Genomic DNA, 17,592 nt, shown 5'->3' with positions numbered 1-17,592 from the left:
CGTCTGCTCTATTTGGTTGTAATAATGATTCATGTTGCTCTAGTTGATGATCACGTCATCGTGCGTTCAGGTTTCGCACAATTATTAAATTTAGAAAGTGATATTACCGTTGTCGGTGAATTCGGCTCTGTCGCCGAAGCGCGCAAAGGCTTGCCTGCGGTACACCCTCATGTCGTCATCCTAGATATCTCCATGCCAGATGAAAGCGGCTTAAACTTTCTTAGCGAAATACCAACTGGCATTGCCTGCGTGATGCTTAGCGTGCATGACTCCCCTGCGATGGTGGAAAAATCACTAAAGCTAGGTGCAAAAGGCTATCTTAGTAAACGCTGTAGCCCAGACGAACTTATTCAAGCCGTGAGAACCAGTGCTTCTGGCGGCTGTTACCTCACATCAGATATTGCACTTAAACTTGCAACGCCTAGCGACAACACCACCTCTCTATGCCAACTGACAAAACGTGAAAACGAGGTATGTCAGCTACTTGCGACCGGGTTGGATGTAAAGTCTGTCGCGGCAGAGCTTGGCTTGAGCCACAAGACCGTGCATGTGCATCGTGCGAATGCCATCGACAAACTCGGCGTGAAAAACAACGTTGAGCTCGCCAAACTATTTTCTCAAGAGTCCTTTTAATGCGAGCTTACGCTGTTACCACCATTTGCGGACTATTTGTTATGGCTTGCGCCTGGTTCTGCTTATGGGTGATTGCCTATTACTTTGTCAATGATCCCGAACTGGCGATCTTATTGTTTCCTTTCGCTTTAAGATTAGGTGTCGCCCTACACACTCGCACCGCTTATTGGCCGACGATTTACCTTTCGGAGTGGGGACTTTCCATCGCACTTGCAATGTTACTGGGTCAACCGCAGTGGCTTACCGTGCTGATTGCGAGCATTGCCAGTATCCCGGTCACTCTGATTGCGAAAAAATACTACTACGGAGACCAAAACCGCCATTTAGCCGTGATGAGCGCAGTCATTATCATTAGCGCGTTTATTAATGTGATGGCCGTTGGTTTTCACGTTCCTTCGGTTTACATGGTATGGCTGGCTAGCATTTCTGGAGGCTTGCTCGTGGTGCCTATGTGCTACTTGTTATGGAGTTATTTGTTCCAAAGTCGTTGGTCTCCGCTTAGCTCTCTCCTACTAAGTAATGCCGTTGTATTTCAGGTGCGTCATATCGTGCTTTATGCGCTACTTTTGATCGGCAGTATTTTGGTGCAAACCAGTTTGCCTGAAGAGCTAAAACGATTTGCGCCATTTTGTATGGCGATTCCAATCATCGTGCTTGCTCTGCGTTACGGCTGGCAAGGAGCCCTGCTCGCCACCATGCTCAACAGCATTGCGCTGATTGCGGCTCGCAGCGGCGTATCAAATCTAGAAATCACCGATTTGTTATTATCTCTCTCGGCGCAAACCATCACCGGCATTATGCTCGGCTTAGGGATTCAGAAACAAAAAGACCTCAATCACAAACTGCGCGGCGAACTTGCACGCAATCAGAATTTGTCTCGCCAGCTTATCAAAGCGGAAGAATCGGTAAGACGCGATATTGCGCGCGAGCTACATGACGAAATCGGCCAGAACATCACGGCAATCCGCACACAAGCCAACATCATTAAGCGGGTAAATAACGCAGAAACACGCGTTGGTTGCGCCGACATGATTGAAGGGCTTTCCCTCAACGTGTACGACACTACTAAGCGACTGTTAAGCAAGCTAAGACCCAAAATGCTGGATGATTTGGACTTGAAAGAATCCGTCGAGCAACTGACGCGAGAGATGGAATTCGCCAATCACGGAACGACTGTTCAACTGAACTGGCAAGGCGATTACACAAGCCTGAGTGACACACTCAAAGTAACCCTATTCCGTTTATGCCAAGAGTCATTAAATAACGCTGCCAAGTACGCAGAAGCGCAGTTGATCAATATTGAACTGACAATTGGAGAAACGGCGGTGTCATTGATGATTCACGATGATGGTGTCGGTTTCAAAGTTCAGGACAGTATGAAAGGCATGGGCGTTCGCGGCATGCAAGAGCGTGTGCACGCGTTAGGTGGAAAAATGGTTATCTACTCCACCAGCGATCAAGTGATCGGCACACAAATCAGCATTACTTTACCTAAGGTGTAACTCAAGATGTTTGGATTTTTACGTTCACCTAAATTTACTCAACCGAGTCTAAGCAACGAGCAAATCGACCAGCGTTACCGCCATTGGCGTTTGCACATTATGTTGGGGATGTACATCGGCTACGCAGGTTTCTACTTTACCCGTAAGACCTTTAACTACGCCGCACCAGCGATGATTACCGATCTTGGCTTAGATAAAGGCGATTTGGGTCTTATCGGTACGCTTTTCTACATCACCTACGGCTGCTCGAAGTTTATTTCTGGCACGATTTCGGATCGCTCTAATCCTCGTTATTTCATGGGACTAGGATTGATTGCGACAGGTCTGGTCAACATCGCGTTCGGCTTTTCTAGCTCACTCGCGGCTTTCATTACTCTGTGGATCTTAAACGCGTGGTTCCAAGGCTGGGGCTGGCCTTCATGCTCGAAGCTGTTAACCACTTGGTATTCACGTTCCGAGCGTGGCTTCTTATGGGCGATTTGGAACACCGCACACAACGTTGGTGGCGCGCTGATCCCTATTTTGGTGGGCTATATAACGTTGCACTACAGCTGGCGTGAAGGTTTTATTCTACCCGGCATCATCGGGGTATTACTCGGTCTATTCGTTTGTTGGCGATTGCGCGACAAACCCACAACAATGGGTTTACCAAGTGTCGGCCAATGGCGCAACGACGCACTAGAACTTGCGCAAGAAAATTACGGACGTGGCCTCACCTACCGAGAAATTCTGAAATCGTACGTATTTAACAACAAATACATCTGGCTACTCGCGTTCAGTTATGTGTTGGTTTACATCGTCCGAACCGCAATCAACGACTGGGGAAACCTGTATTTAACCGAGCAGCATCACTATAGCCTGATTAACGCCAACGCTGCTCTGTCGATGTTTGAAATCGGCGGTTTTGTTGGTTCATTAGTTGCGGGTTGGGGTTCAGACAAACTCTTTGGCGGTAACCGCGGACCAATGAACTTGCTGTTCGCGATTGGGATTTTTTTATCTGTCTCTGCGCTTTGGCTGATGCCCCTGACCAACTTTGCGTTCCAAGCCGCGGGATTGTTCTCCATCGGCTTCTTTGTCTTTGGACCACAAATGCTGATCGGTATGGCGGCGGCGGAGTGCTCTCACAAAGATTCTGCCGGCGCGGCAACAGGATTCGTGGGCTTGTTCGCCTACATGGGCGCAGCATTGTCTGGTTATCCACTGGCGTTAATTCTTGAAGAATATCATTGGACGGGTTTCTTCATCACCATTTCAGTTTGTGCAGCCGTCATTGGCCTTTTGTTACTGCCATTTTTGCAAGCGCAACCATCACGAAAACCACTCGAACCAAAACCTCGGTTGTAAATCGACTTATCGCCCTTCGGGCAAATTGGCGAGTGACCTAACCGCGCTCGCCCACCTTATTTAACGTATCTCTGCTCAATTTTTCTTCCGATTCAGTTCGGAGGGTTAACTATGGGAAAAATTCATGAATTTGAACACTATTTCATCGCATAGCTTCTTTCAAATGAACAACAAAATCCAAAACTACGCTTGGGGAAGCACCTCTTCTATTCACGATTTGTTTGGCTTTTCTAACGAAACGAATGAGCCTCAAGCAGAAGTATGGATGGGTACTCACCCAAACGGCTGCTCTGAAGTTCAGATTGAGCAAAACACGCTGCCTTTGTCTGAACTGATCAAACAAAACCAACCCGCTTACTTATCAGCAGAAACCGCAGCGAAATTTGGCGACCTGCCCTTTCTGTTTAAGATCTTAGCGGCCGAACATGCACTGTCGATTCAAGTTCACCCAAGCAAACAAGATGCCGAAATAGGCTTCGAAAAAGAACAAAGTGCCGGGATCCCACTAAACGCAAGCCATCGTAACTACAAGGATCCAAACCACAAACCTGAGTTGGTGTACGCGCTGACAAGTTACCAAGCCATGAACGGTTTTCGCTCGTATGCCGAGATTATTGAGGCATTTAGCCTTTGCGATATCGATGAGCTACGCGCGCCTCTTGACACATTCAAACGCGAAATCAACTCACAAGGTTTACGCGATTTCTTTGTGCACATTCTTACCATGGAAGGAGAAACAAAAGAGCGAGCACTGAAACAGCTTCTTGCCCACGCTTCACGTCAATCGGAGCAAGGCACTGACAGCGACGTTTTCCAGCTCATCTTGGATCTATCCACTCAATACCCTGGCGATGTCGGCTTGTTTGCGCCATTACTGTTGAATGTCATCACGCTGCAATCTGGCGAAGCGATGTTCCTGAGCGCAAGAACGCCACACGCTTACATTAAAGGTACGGGATTAGAGATCATGGCGAACTCAGATAACGTTTTGCGTGCAGGACTCACGCCGAAACATATGGATGTTGAAGAACTGGTTAAATGCACAGACTTTGTGCCTAAGCCGTTTAACGGCCTTGTTCTAGAACCCAATGCCAATGGTTGCCAAAGCCTTTACCCCGTTCCAGTGGCAGACTTTAGTTTCAGCATTCTTAACGAACCGAACAATGAAGTGATTGAGGCTAACAGCGCAGAGATTTTGATGGCGATTGATGCCGACCTGACACTCATCAGTGATAACGGTGAGACGTTAACCGCCGCGAAAGGACAATCGGTATTTGTTCCTGCTTACGTTGGCCATTACCGTATTCAAAGTGCGGGACGTGTGGCTCGCACCTTTAACTAACTTCTGGATAACGGATTCAAGCTAGCGTCTGACCCAAGGGACTGGGTTAGACAGCTTATTCCTCTCATAGATTGAGCCTGTCCGGTTTTAAGACACTCATTCTTACACCTTATCGACTCAAAGCCGCTGCGGTCTAAACCATCTAAGTTCTCTAAGAACCATAGATTCCTCTATTCACTGCAACATTCATTGTCAAAACCCATTTATTTCCAGTAAATTCGCCGCTCCAATATCAAATCACTTGGATAATAAAGGCGCTTGCACAGTGGTATTTGTTGCAAAACGTATAATCAACGTTGTAATCAAAGCCTCAATCACTACAATCTCTGGTTCGATTTTTCAGTTAACGTTTGTATGCCGAAGTTAAACCAAGATAACCCTGTTCAAAGCTCCGCCCTTTCCGATATCGAAACCAGCAGTAAGATTCAATCGGCATTAGAACCGAAGTTTCACAAGCCAGAGAAACGTCTCTGCTTAAGCCCTGGCCTATCGGATAAGCATTTGGCGCGCCGTTGGCAAGTATTGGAACAAGTGACCAATAAAGATCATCTTCTTGATCCTTTCACACAGTCACATTGCGACGCTTACTCCAACAACATCGAGCACTTCATTGGTACTGTCAATGTGCCGGTCGGCATCGCAGGCCCTTTGCGCGTCAACGGTTTGTATGCGAACGATGACTTTTTGGTTCCGCTCGCAACGACAGAAGCTGCGTTAGTCGCTTCCTACAACCGTGGCGCAAATCTTATCACCGCCGCTGGTGGCGCGAGCGCATTGTTACTAAGTGAAGGGGTGAGCCGAACACCAGTATTCGCCTTTAATCACCTTGCTGACGCCGGCCAGTTCGTCAGTTGGGTTGTGACCCAGTTTGACGTATTTCGTCAAATTGCGGAATCCACCACCTCACATGGCAAACTCAAAGACATCAATGTAAATATCGAAGGAAACCACGTTTATTTGGTCTTTGAATACGTGACTGGTGACGCTTCCGGACAAAACATGGTGACCATCGCAACAAACGAAGTGTTCCATCATATTTTGGCGACCAGCCCAATCAAACCAATTCAAGCATTCTTGGATGGCAACTTATCAGGCGACAAAAAACCAAACGCACACACACTGCGCTCGGTACGCGGTAAGAAAGTATCCGCCGAAGTGACCATTCCTGCTGAGTTGGTGGAAAAATATCTGCATACGACGCCGGAGTCTATGGTTCAATTTGGCAAAATGACCACGGTGGGTGGTTTACTCAGCGGGACAATTGGCGTCAACGCGCATTACGCAAATGCCCTTGCCGCGCTTTACATTGCTTGTGGTCAAGATGCCGCTTGCGTTGCAGAGTCTGCCATTGGAATCACTCGTATGGATGTGGACGCTCAAGGCAACTTGTACGCGTGCGTGACCTTGCCAAACATCATGGTGGGAACGGTTGGCGGTGGTACTGGCCTTCCAACGCAAAAAGCATGTTTGGATATTTTGGGTTTGCACGGCAACGGCAATGCGAAAGCGTTAGCCGAAGTCGCAGCTTCGCTTTGTCTGGCTGGCGAACTCTCGATTGTGGGCGCATTTTGTGCCGATCACTTTTCTCGTGCTCACCATAAGCTTGCCCGAAAATAACCTTTGTTGCTTTGTACAAGAGAACATCCGTGTGGTTTTCTCTTGTGCAAACCAATGGACTTTATTTATTGGCTCAATAATTTCTTGAAACTAACTTAAGCCTTAACAAACATACCAATCTCTTGTTAACAGTACTTTAGCTGTCCCCCTTCTATATCCATTGCGATACCTCTGCTTGTCACTCTTCATTGGCCATATTTAATATCAGTATCTTAGAAAAAATAGCATCAAAAAATTCTAGCACTATAGTACCAAATTCATCGTTTGAGTTTTTTGTTCACCACTTATTGCTACTATACTCGCCTATGCAGCTGCTTGATTTTCATAAATTTACTAAACAGCTCAAAAGAGCTTAATAACTCCCGTTAAATGGACTTAAATCGTTACTTCGGGTAAGCGAGTTAACTATGAGACGTCAGAAGCTAAATAAAATCTCTGCTTGGGTACTAGGATTGGCTATCTTATTGCTGAGCCATGGGTCTAATGTATCAGCACAAATACAGCAATCCCCATCCGATCAAACCGTTGCGCGTTTTCTCTATCAAACCTCTTTTGGACCAACTCCTGCGTTAATTAATGAGGTTAGGGAAAACGGGTTAGGGGACTGGATACAGAAACAAATCAACCTGCCAGCAACCTACCATCAACCACTTTATCAAACGCCTTTTTCTAAAGGCCTACAGTCAAACCGAGAAAATGCTTGGTATCAGATTGTTGTTACTGCTGAAGATCAGCTCAGACAGCGAACGGCTTATGCATTGAGTCAGATCGTAGTCGTTTCTCGTTATGGCGGCGTTCTTTCCAGCAAACCTACAGGGTTAGTGAATTACTACGATCTGTTGGTTGAGCATGCGTTTGGCAACTACCGAGACCTGTTGTATGACGTTTCCATCCATCCAGTCATGGGGAGCTATTTGTCTATGCTCGGTAGTGCAAAAGAAAATAGTGGGACAGGAACGCTTCCCGATGAGAACTTTGCTCGAGAGTTAATGCAGTTATTCACTATCGGTTTGTATGAACTCAATTTAGATGGCAGTAAAAAGCTAAACCACGCAACAGGCAAACCTATCCCCACGTACAATCAAACTGATATTCAAGAGCTCGCGCGAGCATTAACTGGATGGAAAAATTCCGACATCGCATTCGTGAAACCGATGCGAGTTATCAGTCAAAGACACGACACCGGCGAGAAGCGATTTCTAGGGAACGTGATCCCATCGGGTCTAACCGCACAAGAAGAGCTTTCAAAAGTGATTGATATGTTGATGTCTCACCCAAATGTTGCTCCATTTGTTTCAAAGTTACTTATCCAACGTTTGGTCAGTTCAAATCCAAGCCCAGAGTACGTCGCGCGTGTTGCTACGATATTTAACAACAATGGGGAAGGAGAAAAAGGCGATCTAACCGCCGTTGTTCGAGCCATATTGCTCGACCCTGAAGCATTAGGGATGACGGATACCCCGCCTATAAAAGTGAAAGAACCGATACTGGTCCTGACTAATTTTCATCGAGCATCAGGTTTTACGGTTAAAGGATCACGTTACGAAGACGCAACAACGATGATGAACATCGCTAATCAAGGGCCGCTTCGTTCTCCTTCCGTGTTTAATTTTTACTCTCCAGACTATCAGCCGTCTAACGAGTTTACGGAGTCTGGTATTAACTCTCCAGAGTATGAACTTCTCAATTGGTCTGTTTATACCGATTTGGTCAACTATATGTTAACCAGCACTCGTAGAGGAGGTGGTGATTCCTACCACTTCGATCTTAACGAGTTTTATCTTCTTCTGGACGATCACCGTGCCTTAGTCGAATTGGTTAACGAGCGTTTCTTTGCTGGAACGGCTTCTGCTGAATTGAAAGAGCTCATGCTCACCGCCCTGAATGATTATCGTGGTGACTATGTGCCAACAACAAAACTCGCTCTAGTGATATTTACCGCCATTTCTGGCGACGAATTCTATATTCAGGATTAGGAGTGAATTATGGATATTTCACGACGACATTTTATACAAAGCACGCTATCGATGGGCGCACTAGCCTCTCTTAGTCTGCCAGGTTACTCTCTCGCAGCGCCATCCAATGACTTTCGAGCATTAATATGTGTGTATTTAGCAGGCGGAAACGATGCATTCAACACCATACTGCCATTATCGGAGGCGCACTATCGTCAATATTCCAAAGTCAGAGGGCCACTCTCTGTCGCCAAAGAAGACATACTCCCTATCAATTTGAGTGCTGTCGATAGCTCAAATCACCCAGTGAAGCTCGGCTTACACCCAAAGTTAAATGCGTTGACTTCCGTTTTCGAACAAGGCGATGCCAGCATCGTGCTCAATAGTGGCATTCTCAACCACCCCGTCACCAAACAAGCTATTGAGCAAGATGAAGCATCACTTCCCGAGCAACTGTTTTCTCATAATTCTCAAACAGACGCTTGGTTACTTGGTGGAATGAGTGAGTCTAAAAATCTTGGTTGGGCTGGCAGAATGTTGGATGTATTAAACTCTGAATCAGAAATAACACCGCTATACAGTGTGCATGGCAACTCGCTTTGGTTACGGGCAATGGAACACCGCCAAACCGTCCTGAAAAAAGATCGCGCAGTTCAGCTTACCGCGATTGATAACCCGCTATACAAGGGGATCTATGATCGCCTTCTCTCTCATCAAACTGACAATCCATTTAATGGTCATTTTAATTTGATGGTTGATGAGTCGATGGTAATGAGCAGTGTACTGAGCGAGCAACTCAACCACATTGCTGACGAGCCGCTGTTTACGTCATCGACGCTCGGCAAGCAGATGCAAACCGTGTACAAATTGATAGCAAGCCAAGATGTCCTGAAGCAGCAACGACAAGTCTTTTTCGTTAAACACTCTGGGTATGACCTACACGATTCGCAACTGGCACGTCATCCAGTGTTACTTGAGGATCTCGCGACAAACCTTTTGGCAATGTATCGTGCGGTCGAACGGTTAGGGCTAAACAAGCAAGTCACCTCTTTCACTATGTCTGACTTCGGTCGACGGATGATGAGCAACGGAAATGGTACTGATCATGGCTGGGGTGGCCATCAACTATTAATTGGAGGCGCGGTAAATGGGAAACAACCTATCGGTACATGGCCGGAACTAATACTGGGCGGAAACGATGATTACTCTCAAGGCCGACTCATACCCAAAATTGCCGCTGATCAAGTTGGTTCAACACTAGCACAGTGGATGGGCGTGAGTGATAACGCTGCACTGGAATACGTCTTCCCGAACATCCGTAATTTTACTCATTCAAACCTGGGTTTTATGGCTTAAGATATTTTACAGGTTAGCTGTAGAACGCATCATCAAATAAGGGAGCCTCGCGCTCCCTTACTCATCTTATGTTTGCAGAGTGTCCGTTACACCTCGTCGCGACGGCGTTCATTACACAGCTTAATGGCACGCTCAAGTAATTCTAACGCGGATTGCTCACATTCAGGCAGAACCGCATCACTTTCAGAAACTGGCGTTACGCGGTCACCCCATTTCAATACTGCCGCACCCCATGTCAAACCTGCACCAAACGCAGCAAGAAGCATATTATCACCTGGGTTAACTCGACCTTGCTCTACCGCTTCACACAATGCAATTGGCACGGTCGCAGCTGAAGTATTGCCATAGTTTTGAATGTTAACAAACGCTTTGTCGTGTGGAATTCCAGACAGGTCACACAAGGTTTGAATAATACGAATATTCGCTTGATGCGGAATCACAACATCGATTTGTTCCGTCGTTAACTGTGATGCTTTCAGTACGGTTTTCGCAGCTAGCCCCATGCCTTTTACTGCACGTTTGAAAATTTCTTGTCCTACAAAGTTGAAATCCCAGTAACCGTTGTCTTCCGCAAAGCGATCCATACAAGTACCAAACTTTGGTACGGACAGAATATCGCGGCCTTTTGCGTCACAACCGATTTGAGACTGTAGTAAACCCGTTTCTTTTTCCGTTCTTGATAACACAACGGCGCCCGCACCATCACCAAATAGAACAGCGGTATCTCGCATTGCCCAATCGATGTAGAAAGACAATCTTTCCGCACCAATAATGATCGCGTTACGATAGTTACCTGATTGAATCAAACGTGTGCCCGTTTCTAGGCCATAGACAAATCCCGTACATGCGGCATTTAAGTCAAAGGCAGCGGCTGCACGAATACCTAGGTTCTGCTGTACCTTAGACGCGATATTTGGAATCAATGAATCTGGTGAACAGGTCGCCACAATGATTAAATCCACGTCTGTTGCATCGACGCCTGCTCGAGCTAATGCATGTTTAGCAGCAACGGTCGCCATGTCTGACGTGTTTACATGACTAATACGGCGGTTTTCGATACCAGTGCGGGTACGAATCCACTCATCGGAAGTATCGAGGAAAGTGCTAAGATCATCGTTAGAGAGCACGGCTGGCGGAACACATTTCCCCCAACCTGTAATTTCAGCGTAGTAATTTGTCATCGCAGACCTATTTATTGTTGTATTTTAATAAAATTTCTTAGAACCTTAGGCTCAAATACAAACCTGCGCTGCGTTATTTCGGCAGGTTAAAAAATAAGTATACAAATAATGAGGCTGACTGGTAAGTCATGTTTTCATCAATACGTAATAAAGGAAGAAGTCATGTCATCGTTTAAAACTCGCTGCCCTTCGTGCGGCGGTCTAAATCGTGTCCCTAATGAGCGCGTTGCCGAATCTGCAACTTGCGGTAAATGTAAAAGTGCACTTTTAGACGGCTCGCCTATCGAAGGTACACAAGATAACTTTTCTGCTCTATTACAAAGTGATATGCCTGTTGTAGTAGATTTTTGGGCCCCATGGTGCAACCCGTGCGTTGGCTTTGCTCCTGTTTTCTCTGATGTTGCTCATGAGCAAGCCGGAACGGCTCGTTTTGTTAAGATTGATACCGAAGCTCAACAACAACTTGCGACGCAATTTGGTATTCGCAGTATTCCTACCATTATGGTTTTCAAGAATGGTCAACGCGTTGATATGATCAATGGTGCGTTACCTAAAACTCAATTCGATCAATGGTTAAATCAAGCACTTACTAAATAATCTTCCACGCCAACCTTGTTTGTAGGTTGGCGTTTTTATGCAACTTATCAACCTATCTAGGTAACAAATATTATTTATCGAAACGACTTAAATTTATCATTTTACTTGCCTAACTATTAGCCTCATATTCGCGCCGAATAACCCTTAGATTTCATTTAACTTATAGGCGCAAAACAGTGGAAAACACAGTCGTTCCTGCAGCATCACCACGAGTTACAGTTCCAGTCGTCGCACTGTCTCTTTATGCGGTGGCTTCGGGCTATTTAATGAGCTTGATCCCTCTCATGCTCGGTGAATACAACATCTCAGCAGATTACGCGAGTTGGTTGGCGAGTGTGTTTTATGGCGGCTTATTAACCGGTGCTATTTTTATTGAACGTATCGTACGTCAAGTTGGTCACCGTAACGCGTTTATTGGTTGCTTGGCCGTATTTTCGCTAACTATCGTCACACTACCCGTGTTTGCTAACGGATTGATGTGGCTTGCCGCTCGCTTTATTGCGGGTATCGCGGTTGCTGGTGTTTTTGTCATTGTTGAATCTTGGCTAATGTCTGGAGACGAAGCATCGCGTGCGAAACGTTTGAGCTTGTACATGCTATCGCTTTATGGTGGTTCAGCATTAGGCCAGTTTGGTATTGGCGTGCTTGGCGTAAGTGGCGGCGTTCCGTTTATTGCGATCACGACGTTGATCCTAATGGCGATGCTGGTGCTAATGTTCATTGAGTGTGAGCAGCCAAACAGCCATGAATCAACCGCTTTATCATTTAAGCAAATTGCCAAACTAAACCATGCAGCAATTATTGGTTGTGTTGTTTCAGGTTTGACCTTAGGTGCGATCTACGGATTAATGCCAGTTGAGTTAACTAACCGTAAAATTAGCCATCAAGACATTGGTACATTGATGGCGCTAGTTATTCTAGGTGGCATGCTAGTTCAACCAATGGTGACCGCGTTAAACAAATACATGAGCCGCACAGTGCTAATGGCGTTTTTCTGTATTTTGGGTATTTTTTCGATCGGTATGACCTTTATTTCCTCGTCAGCCGTGGTATTGGCTGCTGCATTATTCTTTTTAGGTGCAGCTACTTTTGCCTTGTACCCAATAGCAATCAACTTAGGTTGCGAAGGACTTGATGAGCGCTTTATTGTCTCTGCGACACAAGTCATGCTGTTTAGCTACAGCATCGGCTCTGTTGCTGGTCCTGTTGTCGCTGATAAATTCATGGGCCAAGAACACGGCTTGCTAGGCTACTTGTTTGCCGCTTTGGTTGCGACTGGCGTATACATGCTACTTGCTGCGAGCAAAACCAAGCAGCGTATGGCCGCTGGCCTCTAATCACGCCGCTTCTACTCAACGAACTCAACGAAAACGAGGGCATGCCGCCCTCGTTTTTTTATTCTTCGCATTTTTGTTTAGATAAACGCTTGTGACGGTTTGAAGCGTTCGCTGCAGGCTTTTCCGGTACCATGCGCTTTTCATGAAGCAAATGACGAACCGCCAAGATGGGATGTTTCAGTAACATTCTGGGGCCAGAGTAACGCATGACCAAACGCATTTGTTCTTTCGGCTCTGGTTTGTAGCAGTGAATCGGACATTTGTTACACGTCGGTTTATTCTCTCCATAAGGACAGCGGTCGAGGCGCACTTCTGCGTATTCAAGCAGCTCACGACATTCTGAGCATAAGTCACGTTTTGTTCCATGATGGTCATGACAGTAAACCTCTACCATGGCTTTTACTGTCTTAAATTCAGTGGCGAGTTTGCCAAGTAAAATATCGCTCATGCGCTATCCAAAAATCACAACATCATTGTGTAAAGTTCTAACGTGCGGCCATTATCATATTGCTGCTCAACTCGTTCAAACTCAAAGCCCAGTTTTTTGAGCAAACTTATACTACGAATATTGTCATTGTTGGTGATGGCAACCAAATTATCGAGTTTCATTTCCTCTCTAGCGTATTCCAGCACTGCGGTTGCAGACTCCGTTCCGTAGCCGTAGCCATAAGCGGAAGGTAAAAATCCATATCCGAGATCATAGTGTTGTAATGTGTCACGTTTAACCAACCCACAAATCCCGATGGGTTGCCCATCTTCTTTCTTCTCTACAACGAGTAAACTCACGCCTTTAATTTGTTGCATGCGTAGCATGTTTTCTTTTATGTAACGCGCCGCTTCATATTCGGTACGAATTTATTTGTCTCCGACAAAACGGTAGAAGTCTGGGTGGTTATAAAGTTCTAGAATAAATGGTGCATCATCTACACTCACAAGACGCAGTATCAAACGTTCGGTGTACAGTGTTTTCATTTGGGCTCCATTAAAACGCGATAGATGATTGGACATAGGAACGTACTTGAATTTTGCGACCGATACCGGCGCTTATTTAGTTGTAACTTGATAAAAAAGTAACTATCCTGCCTCGCTAAATTAAAGGACCACCACCATGAACCGCAAGAAGAAAATCAATCAGATCTTGAAAGCGAAGCAGAAGAAGCATAACGCTAAGCTACATAAGAGCAATAAGCCGCGTTATATCTCCAAAGCTGAACGCGCGAAAATGGAAGCTGAAGAACAAAACCAAGCTTCAGAACACACGGAAAACGTTGTAGACACAGCGCAGACAGATCAAGCCTAAAAGAAAAGCCGCTTCAAGCGGCTTTTTTGATATTCGGAGATAGTTAGCTTTAGTATTCGACACTGTAGTTCAGTGTGAATGTGCGACCTCTTCCTTTGTAGTCGTACGCTGCAGCATCGTAGTGTGCTGCATAAAGAATCTGCGCACGTTGTCCCCAAGCGGTTGTGTAGTCTTCGTCAAATAGGTTTTGAATACCAAAACCTAACTGCCCGATAGGTAGTGTTACGTTACCAAGAAGATCAAACGTAGTGTATCCATCTAGTTTATTGTTTGCGTCATCTTCGTAATCAAACATCGTCTGGCTTTGTAAACGTACTGAATAGCCATCCTGATAGTAAGCCGCCCACGCGTTCGCTTTTGATGTACTTGCTTTACCCGCGCTTAGATCTTCCCACTTACCGTTGGTTTTAAGCTCAGAAACCACATAGTGACCTGATGCACCTAACAAAATATCACGGTTTACCCAGTAGTTAATGTTTGCTTCGGCACCGTATACACGTTGCTCGTCATCAACATTGGTGATTAGGAGCGTCTTCTTGTCATACTTGATTGAGTTATCCGAAACCGAGTAGTAACCCGCCGCTTGCAGTGCGACAGTATCCGTATCTAATCGGTAACCAATTTCATAGCTGTCCGTTTTGATGCCCGACATTTTTGAGTCAGATACATTAATGCTATTGTTCAACGCGTAGTGACCATTTGCATCCGCGGCATCGTAGCTACCTTGGCCGTAGTACTTTGCAGGATCAGCGAGTTCGAAACCTTGAGAGAAGTTCGCCCAAAGCTGAGATTCATCGTTAAGCTGATAAATGGTGCCCAAATTAAATAAGCTCACAGAGTAGTCAGTGCTGCCACCTGGTACCGCATCCGCTGATACACCATTACCCGATGCGATCTTCTTTTGTATACTATAGGCAACAAAATCATCAATCTTATTGTCCATGTATTGGTAGCGGTAGCCTGCTTGTACTGACCAATCTTGATTGATTTGGTAATCCCCCTGGACAAACATTGCGTAAGACGCCACATCAACATCAGGGTAACGCCCCACTTCGGCATAGGTTCGATTAATTAAGTTCCCAGAGCTGTTCGCAATGGTTGGATCGAACAGAGCCTGGTTACTTTCAAAACGGTCTAAGTACGCATCGACACCATAAACAAGTTTGAATGACTCCCAGCTTTTAGCTAACGCTAAGCGCCCAGCAAAAACTTCTGTTTTTTGTTGAGAGGCACTTTGGTAATAAGGAGTAAAGGTTTGGTCTTCACTACGGTAAGATAACTCGCCTATCAGTTGATGACCGAATACGCTGTCGTGAGCGTAGTTCGCACTTAAGAGAACTCGCTCTGTACCATGTTCACGGTCGGAATCGAACCCCTCTCGTACATCAACAAATTTATTGTTAACAATGTACAAACCGTATGGCGAATCTTGCTGGCTGTCATAGTATTGTGCGACAAGGTTTAACTTGCTGGCATCGGAGATTTGAATCTCGGTCGATCCCATAACATCGAGCGTTGAATTATACTGCAAAGAGCCCTGTGAAATGTCTGGGGTGACAATGTCGCCATTTGCGTCAAATGCACCTTGTGTCTCGGTGTACACAACCGAACCTCTAGCGGTAATTCGCTCATTACCACCCGAGATAGACTGAGCGAGTTTGTAATCAAAGTCATCGCTGCTATTAAAACCTGTAGTGCCACTCACGTAGGATTCAAACGACAAGTCATCCGAGTACGCTTTCTTGGTGATAATGTTAATAACACCACCAGTAGCGCCTGCCCCATAAATGGAGGTTGCACCAGATAGTACTTCAATTCGCTCGATGTTGAATGGGTCTATTGCGTCTAACTGACGACTAATCGGGCGAGAAGACTGTAACGAGACACCATCAATCATTACCAACATTGCTCTACCGCGAAGGTTCTGACCATAGTTAGTTCGACCACCGGTGCCGACGTCTAAAGAAGGGATGGTTGCAGAAAGAATATCACCCAGTGTCTTGCCCGCACGATATTGCTGAGCAATCTCTTCTTGGCCAACAAACCAAACCGTTCCTGGAATATCGGAGATCGATTTCGGCATCACACTGCCTACAACAACCAATTGCTCATCGCTCGGAGTCGATGTTTGTTGAAGATCTTCTGCTGCTATTGAGCTAACTGCGTATCCACTGCTCATCGCAAGTACGATGAGATTGAAAGAAAACGTCCTTTTCATCATTGTATTTATCTTTTTGTTGTCAACAAGAGCATGCAATGATACTTATTCTCACTCTCAAATCGAGCACTGTTACACAAGTTAAATAAATGTTAATTAAGAACCTTCTTGCTCATAAGCTGTCGATTTTCCTCTAAACGAGGACAATCTGCACAAAGCTTTCTGCCTTCACACTTATAGACTAAACAACAACTTTTTCTTACTAACTTTAGCGGCTGATCAGATTCCGTCTCATGAAGTGAGCGGCTATTATCAACATCCAAACCCATTGCGCTTAGCCACAAGACCGCATGCTCCTGAAGTGTCGAGTTAGTCATTTGCGGAAAGCGCTGTTGGAGACGAATTAAACAAGCCATGATTCCGTCCGACATCAATTGATGGGTGAAGCCAGGACGAATGCGTGTCCATTGACTCATCTCTTGTTGATAGAAGTCGAACAGTTCTCGGATTTGACGCCCCGCCTCTTTTATCAACGCTTCTGGCTCGCCATGTATATGCGCTTCGTCGGCGAATCGGTACCCAGAAACAAAACAAGGTTTGAGGTGCTGCGCTATCTCGCGAATGTTTGGCAACGTGTGGTAACCGTAAATAGAGATGAATGCGACATAAACTGGCTGCCAACAAAGTAAATCCCACGTTCTTGTCAACCAATATGCTTTTCCCGCTTCCGGATGAGCCTCCGAGATTTGCTGGTAAAGGCCTTGGATGAGCGGGTTGATATCATTCTCGATATGGATAGCTTCTTGCCCTATCTCGCCGATATCACCGTGTAGGTAAGGTGTAATCTCACTCGAAGTTTGAAACAGTTGCGGGAAAAATTGCTCAGACATGATGGCTTATTGTTGGTGTAGTCATTCTGACACCTTTATACCCAAGCACCAATCGCAATGCAAACTATTATCCTTTGCGTTTTCATAACAAAGAAGCACTCTTAGGGTTAGTTATGAATGTATTTCCGAGTTCTGTGAAGCTGTAAGGTCTGGTTACGTATGCGATGAATAGCAACAAACTCTTAAACCTCTTCGCATTTAACGCTCAGATGATCGCAAAAATACACAGCATAAAAACACCCTGATAAAACTGTGTTAACAGTTTCCCTGTGTAGCGTGAGTTATTGCCAATAATTGAATATTGCTGTTTCTTATCCAGCGGATTGTGAACAACATGAAGTATTTTCTTTCTGAATATCGAGACAATACAAAGAGGT

14 protein-coding genes and 1 pseudogene are annotated in these 17,592 nt (G+C 45.5%); 10 read left to right on the top strand and 5 right to left on the bottom strand.

What is annotated here, in order from left to right:
* The first annotated feature begins 24 nt into the window (after positions 1-24).
* The 7 genes from uhpA (at position 25) to R7Z78_RS20295 (ending at position 9,752) form a co-directional block, all read left to right on the top strand.
* Positions 25-633: a transcriptional regulator UhpA gene (gene uhpA / locus R7Z78_RS20325; RefSeq protein ID WP_005376090.1), complete on the top strand. Its 609-nt coding sequence runs from the start codon at positions 25-27 to the stop codon at positions 631-633.
* On the top strand, positions 633-2,135 hold the full coding sequence (gene uhpB / locus R7Z78_RS20320) for a signal transduction histidine-protein kinase/phosphatase UhpB (RefSeq protein ID WP_104976079.1): 1,503 nt from the start codon (positions 633-635) through the stop codon (positions 2,133-2,135). Before uhpA ends, uhpB begins: the two co-directional genes overlap by 1 nt.
* A gap of 6 nt (positions 2,136-2,141) precedes the next feature.
* Complete coding sequence (locus R7Z78_RS20315) at positions 2,142-3,482, top strand: MFS transporter (RefSeq protein ID WP_017634643.1); 1,341 nt, start codon at positions 2,142-2,144, stop codon at positions 3,480-3,482.
* A gap of 124 nt (positions 3,483-3,606) precedes the next feature.
* Complete coding sequence (gene manA, locus R7Z78_RS20310) at positions 3,607-4,824, top strand: mannose-6-phosphate isomerase, class I (protein ID WP_104976078.1); 1,218 nt, start codon at positions 3,607-3,609, stop codon at positions 4,822-4,824.
* A 354-nt stretch (positions 4,825-5,178) separates the two neighbouring features.
* The gene (locus R7Z78_RS20305; RefSeq protein ID WP_104976077.1) at positions 5,179-6,441 is read left to right on the top strand and encodes a hydroxymethylglutaryl-CoA reductase; all 1,263 of its coding nucleotides are present in this window, start codon (positions 5,179-5,181) and stop codon (positions 6,439-6,441) included.
* Positions 6,442-6,848: 407 nt separating this feature from the next.
* Positions 6,849-8,417 (top strand): DUF1800 domain-containing protein, encoded by a 1,569-nt coding sequence (locus R7Z78_RS20300; protein ID WP_104976076.1) that lies wholly within the window; start codon positions 6,849-6,851, stop codon positions 8,415-8,417.
* Between the two features lie 9 nt (positions 8,418-8,426).
* Positions 8,427-9,752, top strand: coding sequence for a DUF1501 domain-containing protein (locus tag R7Z78_RS20295; RefSeq protein ID WP_104976075.1), 1,326 nt, complete (start codon positions 8,427-8,429; stop codon positions 9,750-9,752).
* A gap of 86 nt (positions 9,753-9,838) precedes the next feature.
* Here the strand turns inward: R7Z78_RS20295 and R7Z78_RS20290 are convergent, their stop codons facing one another.
* Entirely contained in the window at positions 9,839-10,933 is a 1,095-nt protein-coding gene (locus R7Z78_RS20290) for a ketoacyl-ACP synthase III (RefSeq protein WP_053349917.1), read from the bottom strand.
* A gap of 162 nt (positions 10,934-11,095) precedes the next feature.
* Here R7Z78_RS20290 and trxC point away from each other — a divergent pair, with 162 nt between their 5' ends.
* Together trxC and R7Z78_RS20280 are read left to right on the top strand one after the other, a co-directional pair.
* Entirely contained in the window at positions 11,096-11,530 is a 435-nt protein-coding gene (trxC, locus tag R7Z78_RS20285) for a thioredoxin TrxC (protein ID WP_005387991.1), read from the top strand.
* Positions 11,531-11,706: 176 nt separating this feature from the next.
* On the top strand, positions 11,707-12,867 hold the full coding sequence (locus tag R7Z78_RS20280; RefSeq protein WP_033907039.1) for an MFS transporter: 1,161 nt from the start codon (positions 11,707-11,709) through the stop codon (positions 12,865-12,867).
* Positions 12,868-12,925: 58 nt separating this feature from the next.
* Here the strand turns inward: R7Z78_RS20280 and R7Z78_RS20275 are convergent, their stop codons facing one another.
* Both R7Z78_RS20275 and R7Z78_RS20270 read right to left on the bottom strand, forming a co-directional pair.
* Positions 12,926-13,315 carry a nitrous oxide-stimulated promoter family protein gene (locus R7Z78_RS20275; RefSeq protein WP_005387988.1) on the bottom strand — a complete coding sequence of 130 codons (390 nt, stop codon included), beginning with the start codon at positions 13,313-13,315 and terminating at the stop codon, positions 12,926-12,928.
* A 14-nt stretch (positions 13,316-13,329) separates the two neighbouring features.
* Positions 13,330-13,839, bottom strand: a pseudogene (locus R7Z78_RS20270) (GNAT family N-acetyltransferase).
* Positions 13,840-13,975: 136 nt separating this feature from the next.
* Here R7Z78_RS20270 and R7Z78_RS20265 point away from each other — a divergent pair.
* A complete protein-coding gene (locus tag R7Z78_RS20265; protein WP_005376066.1) occupies positions 13,976-14,167 on the top strand; it encodes a DUF2986 domain-containing protein in 192 nt (63 codons plus the stop codon).
* 49 nt (positions 14,168-14,216) lie between these two features.
* On the opposite strand, the gene R7Z78_RS20260 is transcribed toward R7Z78_RS20265, so the two are convergent.
* Together R7Z78_RS20260 and R7Z78_RS20255 are read right to left on the bottom strand one after the other, a co-directional pair.
* Entirely contained in the window at positions 14,217-16,388 is a 2,172-nt protein-coding gene (locus tag R7Z78_RS20260) for a TonB-dependent receptor (RefSeq protein WP_005376064.1), read from the bottom strand.
* An 89-nt stretch (positions 16,389-16,477) separates the two neighbouring features.
* Positions 16,478-17,215, bottom strand: a complete 738-nt coding sequence (locus R7Z78_RS20255; protein ID WP_104976074.1) for a siderophore ferric iron reductase — start codon at positions 17,213-17,215, stop codon at positions 16,478-16,480.
* Positions 17,216-17,592 lie beyond the last annotated feature (377 nt).

This window comes from Vibrio sp. 1167 (assembly GCF_033340375.1).
Classification (GTDB): domain Bacteria; phylum Pseudomonadota; class Gammaproteobacteria; order Enterobacterales; family Vibrionaceae; genus Vibrio; species Vibrio alginolyticus.
This window is presented reverse-complemented; position numbering and strand designations above follow the sequence as displayed.

Coding starts and splice junctions, on each gene's coding strand:
- uhpA (WP_005376090.1), top strand. CDS start 25: ATGATTCATGTTGCTCTAGTTGATGATCACGTCATCGTGCGTTCAGGT.
- R7Z78_RS20315 (WP_017634643.1), top strand. CDS start 2,142: ATGTTTGGATTTTTACGTTCACCTAAATTTACTCAACCGAGTCTAAGC.
- R7Z78_RS20265 (WP_005376066.1), top strand. CDS start 13,976: ATGAACCGCAAGAAGAAAATCAATCAGATCTTGAAAGCGAAGCAGAAG.
- R7Z78_RS20255 (WP_104976074.1), bottom strand. CDS start 17,215: ATGTCTGAGCAATTTTTCCCGCAACTGTTTCAAACTTCGAGTGAGATT.
- trxC (WP_005387991.1), top strand. CDS start 11,096: ATGTCATCGTTTAAAACTCGCTGCCCTTCGTGCGGCGGTCTAAATCGT.
- R7Z78_RS20275 (WP_005387988.1), bottom strand. CDS start 13,315: ATGAGCGATATTTTACTTGGCAAACTCGCCACTGAATTTAAGACAGTA.
- R7Z78_RS20305 (WP_104976077.1), top strand. CDS start 5,179: ATGCCGAAGTTAAACCAAGATAACCCTGTTCAAAGCTCCGCCCTTTCC.
- R7Z78_RS20295 (WP_104976075.1), top strand. CDS start 8,427: ATGGATATTTCACGACGACATTTTATACAAAGCACGCTATCGATGGGC.
- R7Z78_RS20260 (WP_005376064.1), bottom strand. CDS start 16,388: ATGATGAAAAGGACGTTTTCTTTCAATCTCATCGTACTTGCGATGAGC.
- R7Z78_RS20300 (WP_104976076.1), top strand. CDS start 6,849: ATGAGACGTCAGAAGCTAAATAAAATCTCTGCTTGGGTACTAGGATTG.
- R7Z78_RS20290 (WP_053349917.1), bottom strand. CDS start 10,933: ATGACAAATTACTACGCTGAAATTACAGGTTGGGGGAAATGTGTTCCG.
- uhpB (WP_104976079.1), top strand. CDS start 633: ATGCGAGCTTACGCTGTTACCACCATTTGCGGACTATTTGTTATGGCT.
- manA (WP_104976078.1), top strand. CDS start 3,607: ATGAATTTGAACACTATTTCATCGCATAGCTTCTTTCAAATGAACAAC.